The 12,944-nt window shown below is 44.5% G+C and carries 8 protein-coding genes and 1 pseudogene; 6 read left to right on the forward strand and 3 right to left on the reverse strand.

Translation table 11 applies throughout. The features are described from left to right. Positions 1 to 305, reverse strand: a pseudogene (locus tag AC3A14_RS16530) (Uma2 family endonuclease); the annotation flags it as partial. Between the two features lie 113 nt (positions 306 to 418). On the opposite strand from AC3A14_RS16530, the gene AC3A14_RS16535 reads away from it, so the two are divergent. After that, complete coding sequence (locus AC3A14_RS16535) at positions 419 to 1,852, forward strand: cryptochrome/photolyase family protein (RefSeq protein ID WP_318734997.1); 1,434 nt, start codon at positions 419 to 421, stop codon at positions 1,850 to 1,852. Positions 1,853 to 1,859: 7 nt separating this feature from the next. Here the strand turns inward: AC3A14_RS16535 and AC3A14_RS16540 are convergent, their stop codons facing one another. Together AC3A14_RS16540 and AC3A14_RS16545 are read right to left on the reverse strand one after the other, a co-directional pair. Next, positions 1,860 to 2,777, reverse strand: a complete 918-nt coding sequence (locus tag AC3A14_RS16540; RefSeq protein ID WP_318735000.1) for a hypothetical protein — start codon at positions 2,775 to 2,777, stop codon at positions 1,860 to 1,862. Between the two features lie 29 nt (positions 2,778 to 2,806). Beyond that, complete coding sequence (locus AC3A14_RS16545) at positions 2,807 to 3,826, reverse strand: YihY/virulence factor BrkB family protein (protein WP_487779069.1); 1,020 nt, start codon at positions 3,824 to 3,826, stop codon at positions 2,807 to 2,809. A 147-nt stretch (positions 3,827 to 3,973) separates the two neighbouring features. Between AC3A14_RS16545 and AC3A14_RS16550 the strand changes: the two genes are divergently transcribed. From AC3A14_RS16550 to AC3A14_RS16570, 5 genes are all read left to right on the forward strand, one after another. Beyond that, positions 3,974 to 5,155 (forward strand): glycoside hydrolase family 10-like protein, encoded by a 1,182-nt coding sequence (locus tag AC3A14_RS16550; RefSeq protein ID WP_318735004.1) that lies wholly within the window; start codon positions 3,974 to 3,976, stop codon positions 5,153 to 5,155. A gap of 53 nt (positions 5,156 to 5,208) precedes the next feature. After that, positions 5,209 to 5,775 carry a hypothetical protein gene (locus AC3A14_RS16555; protein ID WP_318735007.1) on the forward strand — a complete coding sequence of 189 codons (567 nt, stop codon included), beginning with the start codon at positions 5,209 to 5,211 and terminating at the stop codon, positions 5,773 to 5,775. 92 nt (positions 5,776 to 5,867) lie between these two features. Further along, positions 5,868 to 8,180 carry an eCIS core domain-containing protein gene (locus tag AC3A14_RS16560; protein WP_318735009.1) on the forward strand — a complete coding sequence of 771 codons (2,313 nt, stop codon included), beginning with the start codon at positions 5,868 to 5,870 and terminating at the stop codon, positions 8,178 to 8,180. A gap of 120 nt (positions 8,181 to 8,300) precedes the next feature. Next, on the forward strand, positions 8,301 to 9,902 hold the full coding sequence (locus AC3A14_RS16565; RefSeq protein WP_318735011.1) for a tetratricopeptide repeat protein: 1,602 nt from the start codon (positions 8,301 to 8,303) through the stop codon (positions 9,900 to 9,902). A 150-nt stretch (positions 9,903 to 10,052) separates the two neighbouring features. Beyond that, the gene (locus AC3A14_RS16570; protein WP_318735018.1) at positions 10,053 to 12,791 is read left to right on the forward strand and encodes a hybrid sensor histidine kinase/response regulator; all 2,739 of its coding nucleotides are present in this window, start codon (positions 10,053 to 10,055) and stop codon (positions 12,789 to 12,791) included. Positions 12,792 to 12,944 lie beyond the last annotated feature (153 nt).

Here is a 12,944-nt window from a genome sequence, read left to right on the forward strand (position 1 = left end):
ACATAAAACCAATCGGGAGATTCGGCTCCTTTTTCTGGAGGATGGGTTAAGTGCCAGTAAATTCCACTATCTTGACCAATGCAATAATCACGTTCTGGATGAAGTTGGTCAAGAATTGGACGAATGGATTCCGTCAGTAAGATGCTTTGGGGGTGTTCTTGGAAATTTGTCACGAAGGAGCCATCTTCACAAGGCAGTTGAGTATGATCCGGGAGGAGATCGAAGTAGTCTTCCAAAATCGAGTTATCCTCACCAGGACGTTGAGTGCGATCGGGTAAGGGGGTAAAGCGTTCTGTAGAAGTCATAGCTCAGAGGTGCGGTTTTGTCGATCGCTTCTACCGTAGCGCAAACCTTAGAACTTATGCCAAGAAGAGAGGGTTGAAACCATGATATACTAACCCAAGAATATTGAAGTTTTATGTCGAATCTGGTTCTATTTTGGCATCGACGCGATTTAAGGGTTAGGGATAATTTAGGGTTAAGCTATGCCCAATCCAGAGCGAATCTTTTAGTGGGTTGTTTTTGCTTCGATCCACAAATTTTGCATAGGGATGATATTTCACCAATACGCCTACATTATCTTTTCGGCTGTTTACAAGAGTTACAACAGCACTATCAACACCTTAAGCATCCATTTCTGTTATTGCAAGGTCAACCGGAGCAGGTGATTCCTGATGTTGCTCGGGATTTAGGGGCGATCGCGGTGGTTTGGAATCGGGATGTGGAACCCTATAGTCAACTGCGCGATCGCCGAGTGACTGAAGGCTTAAACGAAAGAGGAATTGAGGTAAAAACAGTTTGGGATCAGCTTTTAGTGGCTCCAGAAGCAATTCACACACAAGCGGGAAATCCCTATACAGTTTATACTCCATTTTGGAAGAACTGGCAAGGACAAAAAAAGCTCGATCCAGTCTCGGATTTACAACCGGGAGAAGGGTTCACTCAAGCCCAGAAAAAAGCCTTAGATCGGGTGGACGTTATTGATTTTCCCAGTTTGAAAGATTGGGGATATTCCGAGCCAGAGAAGTTGGTTATTACACCAGGAGAGCGTGCGGCTCAACGGCAATTGGCAGAATTTGCCGATCGCTCCCTAGAAACCTACGAGCAGCAACGCAATACCCCCAGTATAGACGGCACATCGAAGCTCAGTGCTGCGTTAAAATTGGGAGCGATCGGCATTCGCAGAGTATGGCAAGCGATTCAAGAGGCGATCGGCAAATCTACCAGCGATCGAACCCTTAAAAACATCCAAACTTGGCAACAAGAACTAGCCTGGCGAGAATTTTACCAGCATGTACTCTACCACTTTCCCGAACTCGCTGATGGGCCGTATCGATCGCTATTTAAACACTTTCGGTGGGATAATAACCCCCAACAGTTCCAAGCTTGGTGTGAAGGAAAAACCGGCTATCCCATCGTCGATGCCGCCATGCGTCAACTGAACACAACCGGATGGATGCATAACCGGTGTCGGATGATTGTTGCCAGCTTTTTAACCAAAGATTTAATCATTAATTGGCAATGGGGAGAACGGTATTTTATGCAGCATCTCATTGATGGAGATTTAGCCGCTAATAACGGGGGATGGCAATGGAGTGCATCCAGTGGTATGGATGCCAAACCTTTACGAATTTTTAATCCTGCCAGTCAAGCACAAAAATTCGATCCAGAAGCCAAGTATATCCGCCAATGGTTACCGGAATTAAAGTCGGTTCAAACCAAAGATTTAGTAACGGGGGACATTCCGCCTTTAGTCCGTCAATCTTGCAATTATCCCTTACCCATTGTCAACCACAATCAACAACAACGGGAATTTAAACAACGTTATCAACAAGTAAAAGAAAACTTGTAAATAGCAGCTAGATTCCACCATTCCAAAGATCGTGCATAAAATATATCTGTACCGGATCTAGCTTTCCTTCCTGAACTAAATAATTGAAGAAATAAAGAGTCGCTATGCGGACATCATCTTCACCGGCTTCTTGCTCTGGTGTAATATCATGGTGAGTCATATGAGAAAGCGTGCGGTAATTTTCCTTCACCTTAGACAGATTTTTAATTTTGACTCCCAATTGATATAACTGCATAAACGCCAAAAATTCCACAATTGATTTACGGATTTTTGCTTCCACTTCCCCCGGATTCACAATTTTATTCTTCTCAATTTTACCATTCAGTCCTTCAATGATAAACTCTCGCACTTGACCACTGTAAACTCCGCGATCGTAGGCTAAAACAGCTTCTGAAATCTTGAGTCCATAGCGAGGTTTACGGAATCTAAGAATTCCCGGATCGGTTCGTTTATTAACTATATATCCAACTCGAAACGCAGCCACATTAGCGACTAGATCGAGTTCAGACGCATCCGCTTCTAAAGCCTTATAAATAGTTGGGAATTTTCTGGCGCGAAAATCAAGAACGGCTTGGGCTAGATCGCCACTCCAAGAACTATGTTTAGCTGTCCAAGAAGTCGTGAAATTGAACCAACTGCCCAAACCTGGAAGTTGAATTTGATCGGACAAAGAAGCAATAAAATGGGCAAGATCTGTATTCTGACCGCATAACAATATGGTGGTATCTAAGCGATTATCAATATATTCAACATCGGATAAAATTGCCCAACGAAATAGAGAACTTGTATAAGATTTGCGGGTATAGCGACGCAATTCATTAGCTATCTCATAGGGAGAAGCCTGGGGATATTGGATTTCCAAATGCTCCACAAAAGATAGCATTTGCAGGCGGTTGTATTCCAGAGAAGAGGTTAGAGTATTCATAGATGCAGACGTTGAATGATGGAAACAGATTACACTTGATCGTCCTGATGATGAAGAGAGTTTTCAACTCGACGGATAAATCTTTTCAGTTGGACAATTCTCTTGCGTTTTTTCCGTTGTTGTTCCAAGGGTTCAGACGGTGAGGGGGAAGTTTGGGGATGACTCCAAGATCTTTCCCCAGTATGGATAGCATGACGGCGAGGACGAATGGTTGTGCCATAGCGGTTTGCCCAAACTTGGGTAAATTCTGCACCAATGAGCAAAATTTGCGCAGTAAAGAAGATCCATAATAGTAAAACCACAAATGAGCCAGCAGCTCCATAAAAGGATTTGACGCTACTGTGTCCTAAGTATAAACTAATTCCCCATTTCCCTAGGGTAAAGAGGATAGAGGTTAGGGTAGAACCCACCCAAACATCGGCCCAAGAAACTTTGGCATCGGGCAAGATTTTATAAATGGCTCCAAACAGAAGAGTAACAACAATAAAAGAAACAAAAAGTTCAGTCGATCGCCAAACATTAGCGGGGGTATCCATCCATTGATCGAGCCATTGACTCACGCCAGCTAGAACGGAACTAAAGACGAGGGAGACGAGCAGGAGAAACCCGATCGCGATGATCATTAAAACGGATAGAACTCTAGCCATGAGAAAATTCAGGAAGCCGCGTTCGGGTTTGGGGGTAACGCCCCAAATAATATTGAGGGCGACTTTGAGTTGGGCAAAAACTGTAGTTGCCCCAAAAAACAAAGTAGCGATCGCCACTACAGTAGCCATCAGCCCCGACTGAGGTTGATAGCGTTCCCGAATCAAGGTTTGAATGGATTGAGCCGCTTCTGAACCAATAAACTGTTGCAGTTGAATCGCCAGTTGTTCTTGTGCTGCTTCTTTGCCGATCGCAAAGCTGGCTACGGCGACAGCAATAATCAGCATGGGAGCTAAAGAAAACACCATATAATAGGCTAGGGCTGCTGCCAGGATGGGAACCCGGTCTTGCCGCCATTGCACAAAGGTTTCTTTGAGTAATCTCCAAATTGCGTAGAGTTTCACGGGACTGACGCAGAAAGAACGCGAGTACACTACTATAAAAGCTTATCTGTCCCTATCCGGCTAGTGTTTTAATTGCCCTGATTTTAGGGGAGCTGAGTGTAGAAATTTGTTAAAGTACGGCTGAGGTATGCAGCACAGACTCCAACAATGAGAGCAATAATTAAAAGACCATGGCAATGGGTAAGCTTGTCCCTAATCATCACGGTCTTGATTCTGGGGTTGCAAGCTGTCAAACCAATACAGGCGAACCCCCCAAAAGCGATCGATGAAATTCGAGGCGTTTGGTTAACGAATGTCAGTAGTGCCGTTTTGTATAGTCCTTGGGGCATCGATCGGGCGATCGCCCAACTATCCCAACTCAATTTTAACACGATTTATCCGGTGGTCTGGAACCGAGGCGTAACGTTTTACCCCAGCGATACGGCCAAAGAAACGATTGGTCGCAAGCAAGATTTATTGCTCAATACCATCCGTTTTCGTCAGGATACCCTAGAAGAAATCATTACTCTCGGCCATCAACAGGGAATGCGAGTGATTCCCTGGTTTGAGTATGGGTTTATGGCTCCCAAAAATTCGTTGTTGGCGAAACGCCATCCCAGTTGGTTAGCCCAAAGTCGGGATGGGCAAGCCTTAACTTACCATGGTAAATATGGTTTAGATTGGCTCAATCCTCTGCATCCAGAAGTCCAGCAATTGTTGATCGATCTGATTGTGGAAGTTGTGACCCGTTATGATGTGGATGGCATCCAACTCGATGACCATTTTAGTTTACCGGTGGAGTTAGGATACGATCCTTTTACCCTGTGGCTTTATCAACAGGAACATAACGGAGAGATTCCGCCAGAAAATTATCAAAATGAGGCATGGATGCGTTGGAGAGCCAATAAACTCACTCAAGTGGTTAAGCGGATTCATGACCGGGTCAAAGAAATTAAGCCCGATTGTATTGTGTCCCTATCGCCTAATCCCCGCGCATTTGCGTATCGCAATTATCTACAAGATTGGCAAACTTGGGTCGAGGCGGGTTTAATTGATGAGTTGGTGATCCAAGTGTATCGGAGTGGAATGGACAGTTTTCTGCGAGATTTATCCGATCCGGTAATTCCGAAGTTACAGCAGAAGATTCCAGTGGCGATTGGTATTTCTACTGGAACAGTCAGAACACCTATCCCCTTAAATTTAATTGAACAACAAGTCAATGCAGTGCGCGATCGCGCCTTGGATGGCTTTTCCTTCTTTTATTGGGAAAGTTTGTGGGGATATATTGCCCCAGAATCTCCCCAAGTTCGCCGTCGAGGACTCCAGGAGATGATTGCCAAGACTGAGTAATCTCCCCCATTTCCTATTCCCTATTCCCTACCGCAAAGCGCTATAATTCCCCCATGATTGGATCGGGTTTTGGAATTCAATGGACAATTAATACCTTCATCGGATTTCTACTGAGTCTGTTGCTGATTGAAGTTGGCGAACGACCGGATCTAGGGATCGCAGAAGGATTCATTGGCGGTGCGATCGTTGGCTTGATGCAATTGATAGTGCTTCTACCCCACTTTAAACAGGCGGGTTGGTGGATGGTCATCAGTGCCCTCTGTTGGGGAATTATGGGCTGGAGTGATTTAGGGGCAATGGGTTGGATCGCCCCTAGAACCCTAGATATTTCTGTGCGCTTACTCTATGGTCTTTGGGAAGGAGCTAAAGTGGGGTTTGTTCTGGGTGTGGGTCAATATATACTCCTTTCCCACGAAGTTCCCCAAGCCTGGCGTTGGATTATTGCCAGTATCATTGATTGGGCGATCGCTCTAGGCTGTGGTTGGGCCCTTGGAGGTCTGCTCCGACTTCAATTTCGTCTCTTTCTCGGTGACGTAATCGGTTTAGGATGTGTCTGGTTACTTGTGGGAGGCTTAACCAGTTTTACCCTAACTGTCTTGTTAAATCGCCGCAAGTCTTGAAAGAGGTTTTAAACTTTCTTACAATTAAGAAATATGGATATCTAACATAAGAAAAACTAAGCGATCGCACTCAGAAGAGCAAGGAGTTAATCATGGCACGCGGACAAATGCGCCTCAGAAAACGCTCAATGGCCCCCTCTCAAACTCAGAAGAAAAAGGGCGCTCTCCAAGCCAAATCTAACTCCATGTCACAGAACGGCGAGGATCGGAATATAGCCATAAGCAAAGATTCGCCCCTAGCGCGTAGCGGCAATATTTTGAAACGAATGATTGAGCGAGACCAACAGCAAGGGCAAGGAGAAACCACCCAAGACACTCAACCTAAGACCCCTTTAGCCATACAAGCCAAATTAGAAATTGGCGACCCCCAAGACTCCCAAGAACACCAAGCCGATCATGTAGCTCGCCAAGTCGTGCGTTCAATTGGCCAACCTCAACGCCCTCGTCAGAGTCTGCAACGGCAAGTCGTGAATTTCTGGAACCGACCCAGGGTTCAAAGAGACGGCTCAGGAATCGTCAGTGGAGCCGCTTCACCCGCATTTGAATCGAAACTTCAGAGAGCAAGAGGAGGAGGACAACCCTTACCCCCTAACTTCAGATCTCAGGTAGAACCCGTGATGGGGGCAGACTTTAGTGGAGTCAGAGTCCATACCGATACTCAGTCCAATACCTTAAACCAGACCATTCAAGCCAAAGCCTTCACCACCGGGCAAGATGTATTCTTTAAGCGTGGAGCATACAACCCAGGTAGTCAGGGAGGACAAGAATTAATTGCCCATGAATTAACCCATGTTATGCAGCAGGGAGGAGCAAAGCCACAAACAGCTCAACGCAAACCAGCAAACCGTTCCCAGTCTCCTCAGCAACGACAAACTCGTGTCGGAAGCTCAAGCTCTCCAATTGTGCAACGTTATGCTGATTTTACATCCCAGCTTAACGGACTCGAAGAAGCACCCAAAAATGACGTAGACCCCCATAGTGCAAAACGAAGTGCATTAACAGCATTACAGGGGTATCTGGGAAGTCAAAATGGGGCGATTGTAGTTACGGACGGCGATAGATATGCTTGGGCTAGTGAACAGATAATCGAAGATTCTAATGAAAAACTAGAGGCTGGCGGATCTTTTGTTACGTTACAACAAGGGAATGTGTTCCCGAAGCAAAGTCATTTAAATACGGTCTACAATCAAGAGCTGCCCAATCTTTACGAGCTTCAGCCCATATGGAACCCACGAGAAGAGGCTCAAAACAAGGATCACGTACACTATCGTGCCCAGCAACAGAACCTGGGAAACCCACTACCTTCGCCCAAGGAAGAAAGCGAGGTTCGAGATCTCGCTCCGGCTCCGATTCCTAATCAAAATGGCTCAAATATGGCTCCAATGCCTAATCAAAATGGCTCAAATATGGCTCCAATGCCCGCTCCTATGCCTAATATTTCTCTTCCTAAGCAAGAAGAAATACGCCATGTAGAGCTTAATGAGGACAATATCATCAAGAGTACCCTGGAACTATGGAAAGATTGCCGCAAATCCTCTGGTGCTGTAATGGGATCTCAACTAGAGAGAGAAATACGATATGACACTAGCCCTCCCGATGAAAAACAACAAGAGGACTTGACTCCAAAGATAATCAAAAAGTACAAGTCGGACATGCCAGAATTGATGCTTTCCCAGATCAATTTCGATTTGCTTAAGGCATGGTTCACAACACATCCAAGACCTAATCAGGAACAGGCTAAAAAAATGGTTAAGCGTCTGATACCCCCTTCGAAACCTGAGAACGAAGATCAAAAATCGTATGAGAAGAGGCTGAGGAAATGGAAGAGGAAGCATAGAAAGGAAATCTCGGCTGACGATGTTTATTTTGGGCTAGACGATGAAGAGCAAGACCAATTCAACGAGCATCATGGTCTGGGTAAGTATGCTCTCCCTGATGTAGGAGAGGGCTACGTTATTATATCTGGGCAAAGAGCAACAGGTTTTGACACACACCACAAATATGCAGATAAAGGTAAGGGCTACATCTTCCCTTATCACTGGGGAGGAGTCGTGGCAAAAGATGGTAATGATAGATTAACTTTAGAGGCAGCATCTGAGGGAGACGAACATTCCATAAAAGTGGGTTGGTCATTTGAGCTTTATGGTACAGAAGAGGGTCAATCGTTTCACGAAAAACATGCTGCAACTGGAAGGTATGGTAATATGCATCAAACTCTCCGAGTATACAAGCCAACAGAGAAGAAGAAACCGAACCAGTTAGAAGCTCCAGTAATGGGAGGAGGTGGATTTGCACCTATGGCACCTCTGCCTGGAAATGAGAATAATGGTAATGATAAAGCTCCTCTTCCCCCTCCTATACCTCAATTTGCTCCCATGCCTCCTAATAAAAACGATCTGGAGTAATTGAAGGGGGACTTTGTAAAGTGGATCATATGGGTAAGGGTCGTTAGTATTTTGAATTAAGGCTCATATACCCTTGCCTTTTCGTTGCAGAAAATAGTTATTTTGACTGTGAATGAGTTCATGCAACCTAACCGTGTTAAATCTAGGATTTTAGAGACTCATCAGCGCTTCTCAAAATCCTTGCTGTGGCAGTTTCAACGCGAGTTTTTTAACCAAGAGGGGGTAAAAGCCTGGAATACTGGAAAAGTCCCCCACTATGTCACGAGCAACCCCTTTATCGCTAATGCTTATGGAAAAGTGGTACGGGGTTTTCTGCGTGACTGTGTGCAACATCCTCAAGATCAAATTGATTTTAGTCAACCGGTCTATATTGTAGAGTTAGGGTCTGGATCGGGGCGATTTGCCTATCACTTTCTGAAGCAATTTTTTACGTCCCATTTTAACTCGGCATTGCGAGCAATTCCGGTCAAATATATTATGACGGATTTAGCCGAGCAAAACCTAGAATTCTGGGATACTCACCCTTCATTACACCCGTTTATCGAAAAAGGATTGCTGGATTTTGCGCGATTTGATATTGAAGAGGATGTCACTCTTAGCCTACGGCATTCTGGAGAGGTTTTGTCTTCTGAAACGATCAAAAATCCTCTGATTGTTTTCGCTAATTATTTCTTTGATAGTATTCCTCAAGATCTATTCTCGATCCAAGGGGGGAAACTCTACGAAACGTTGCTGACGGTTACTGCTCCTGAAGCGAATCGGGATCTGACGGATGCTGCTTTACTGGACAATCTGGATATTACTTACGAAGATGCAGAAATTGATGCCGATCGCTATTACGAGAATCCGGCGTTTAACCAAATTTTACAGGATTACCAAACTTATTTAGGGGATACCACGCTCTTATTTCCCTCTGTGGGTTTGCAGGGGATGGAGAATTTGCAGAAACTGAGCCGAGATTGCCTGCTTCTGCTCTCTGGTGATAAAGGTTACGGTAGCGAACAAGAGTTGCAAAAACGACCCAGACCGAAACTCTCTTTTCATCAAGGTTGTTTTTCGCTGATGGTGAACTATCCGGCGATCGCCCGATACACGGAATATGAAGGGGGTATGGCTCTGCTTCCTCATCATAAATCCCGCAGTATTGTGATTGGTGCGTTTCTATTTGCACCAGAGATCGAGTGTTTTCTCGAAACCTCCCATGCCTATCAAACGGCGATCGAAGAATCGAGTCCCGATGACTTTTTTGTCCTCAAAAAGGCGATCGAACCCCATTTTGATAGCCTCACCCTAGAGCAAATTTTGACCTATTTGCGCTTCAGTCATTGGGACACTAAGCTCTTTTTCGGCTGCTTTGATACTCTCATGCAACAAGTTGAAAGTGCCTCCGAGGTCTTACTCGAAGAGCTAACCCGTGCCATTCACCAGATCTGGGAAACCTATTACTTTATTGGCGAACCGGAAGACTTACCCTTTCATTGCGCCATGTTACTGTATAAAATAGGAGCTTACGAGCGGGCGATCGCCTTTCTCCAATATTCCCTCTACTTCTACGGTGAAGATCCAGGCATGTATCATAATCAAGCCCAATGTTACTGCAAACTGCAACAGTGGAATAGGGCATTAGAGGTACTCGATAAAGCCTTGGCACTGCATCCAGAATTTACAGCAGCACAAGAATTAAAACAACAGATAGAAGGCAAAGATTTGAAGGAAGTGTAAAAATTACACCATCTGGACTCAGCAAAATTATAACCTAGGATTAACGTCATTTTAAAGTTAGGTTGCTTCAATAATAGAGCGCGATCGAACAATTGCTTGGGTGCTGACTAGGCTGAACTGTTCTTAAACATTTTCACTGATTTTCCTGTGATGACTTTACCTCGCCCCATTTCCTCTGCTTCCCCTCAAGTTCCTCTACGTTGGGTTCTCGTGGTTCCCTTTGTCCTGCAAATTTTTGCGGCTGTAGGATTAACGGGGTATCTCTCCATTCGCAATGGACAACAAGCAGTGAATGAAGTCACACAGCAGCTCCGGAGCGAAGTCTCCAGTCGTATTCAAGAACGGTTAGACTCCTATTTAGAAAGCCCTCATTTGGTGAATGCTCTAACGGCTAAAGCCATTCGTCGCTTCAACTTGTGGAATGTAGAAGACATGAGTGCCATGGAAGGCTATGTTGCCGAGCAACTGATTCAATTTCCAAATCTCAGTTATCTGGGATTTGGTGGAGAGGAACAGGAATTTGCCGGAGCAGGACGAAACAATGATGGATCTTTAGTGACTTATTTGACCGATCGTAGCACCAATTTTGTCAACACGGTTTATGAGGTTGATGCTGAAGGAAACCCTGGTGAATTTATTGAAGAAAAGCCAAATTATAATCCCACAATTCGCCCTTGGTATCGAATCGCAATAGAAGCCAACCAAGCAGTTTGGACAAATATTTATTTAACGTCCGAGAAACGTCCTGTTTTTTCTGCGGTGGAACCGTTTTATGATTCCCAAGGAATCCTACGAGGAGTCTTGGTTGTCGATTTGAGTCTTTGGCATATTAGCGAGTTTCTGAGAGAGTTGAAGATTGGCAAAACAGGACAAGCATTTATCATTGAACGCAATGGCTTTTTAGTTGCTTCATCCAATCCGGAACAACCTCCGGTTAATGAAGAGGGAGAACCGCAACGTTTACCAGCTTCTGAAAGTCGTAATGAACTGATTCGCTTTAGTGTCGCGTCTCTAAAAGATGAATTTAGTCGTTTAGAAACAATTACAGAAACCAGACAACTCAAGTTTACCATGAATGACCGTCCGCAACTGCTGCAAGTTACTCCAGTTACAGACGATCGCGGATTGGATTGGTTAATTGTAGTGGCAGTTCCAGAATCCGATTTTATGGCCCAAATTAACGCCAACACCCGCCAGACGATTATACTCTGTTTGGCGGCATTGGCGATCGCCACAATTTTGGGAATTTTCACCTCTCGCTGGATTGTCCGTCCCATTTTACACCTCAATGAAGCCTCTCAGGCGATCGCCTCTGGTAACTTTCAGCAAACCATCACCATTTGGGGAATTAAAGAATTGCAAAGTTTAGGACACTCGTTTACCCAAATGGCACAACAATTAGATGATTCATTTACTGCCCTAGAAAACAGTAATCAAATGCTCGAGAAACGAGTCGAAGAGCGCACCTCTGAACTTAGAGAAGCCAAAGTGACAGCAGACAGCGCAAACCAAGCCAAAAGCGAATTTTTAGCTAATATGAGTCATGAATTACGCACGCCACTCAATGGAATTCTCGGTTATGCCCAAATTATGCACCGTGCGACTGACTTAAATCAATATCGCAAAGGAGTTGATGTAATTGAGCAAGCTGGATCGCATTTATTAACCCTCATTAATGATATCTTAGATTTGGCTAAAATTGAAGCCCGGAAAATGGAGTTATTCCCCAAAGACTTTCATTTTCTTTCCTTTTTAGTAGGAGTGGCAGAAATTGCTCGCGTGCGAGCCAATAATAAAAGCATTACCCTGCTATTTGCCGCAGATGAAAGCTTACCAAATGGACTAAAAACAGATGAAAAAAGGCTGCGTCAAGTCCTGCTAAATTTGTTAGGAAATTCAATTAAGTTTACCGATCGCGGGCAAGTCATTTTTCAAGTTCAATATTTAACCTCTGATGCCGAAACCCATACGGTGAAAATCCGCTTTACAGTCGAAGATACCGGCATAGGCATGACTCCAGAGCAATTAGGAAAAATTTTCCAACCCTTTGAGCAAGTGGGATCGAGTTCTCGGCGATCGGAAGGCACCGGTTTAGGCTTGACCATTTGCCGTAAAATTGTCGCCATGATGGGCAGTGAAATACAAGTTAAAAGTACCTTTGGAGCGGGAAGTACCTTTTGGTTTGATGTTGATTTTCCAGTGTCTACAGAATGGGTGAGTAGTGCCACTGTTTCAGAACAGGGGAAAATTATAGGCTATTTGGGAGAGCCAAAGAAAATCCTCGTTGTAGACGATCGCCCCGTCAATCGAAGCGTAGTCGCAGAAGTCTTAAAACCCCTAGGATTTTCGATCGATGAAGCGGAGAATGGGGAAGAAGGATTAGAGCATTTACAAGACTTTCAACCCGATTTAGTGATTACAGATATTGTCATGCCAATCCTAGATGGGTATGAATTCGCTCGACAAATCCGCACCCATCACTCAAAAGAGTTACCTATTTTAGCCGCTAGTGCCAGTGTATCCCTAGCCGATCAAAGTTTAGCGATCGCCGCCGGATGTAATGATTTTCTAGAAAAACCGTTGGATTTACAAACACTACTGATTCGCTTACAGAACTATCTGCAACTGAGTTGGATTTATGAAGAGACTCAATCTGCACCAGAAACTCCAGTCGAAGATCTCAACATTCCCTCTGAATCAGAAGTGGCTCTTCTCTATCAAGCGACCAAAATTGGAGACATTGAAGCCATAGAAGAGAGAGTTCACCACTTAAAAGAGCAAGATTCCATCTATGACGTATTCTGCGATCGCATTCTAGCTTTAGCCAATGAGTTTGATGACGAAGGAATCCTCAAGTTTCTGGACTCGGTAGGTTGCCTGCAAAACTAAGTCGCGATCGCTCTACTCAAACTCAAGTGTTGAGGTTTGAGAAAATAAAGATAAAATAGAAGAAGCCACTCCATGATAGGGCGATCGCCAACAGGAGAAAAAACTTATGGCACGTGGACAGATGCGAATCAGGAAACGTTCAATCCTTTCATC

The sequence above is a fragment of the Roseofilum sp. genome (genome assembly GCF_982964205.1).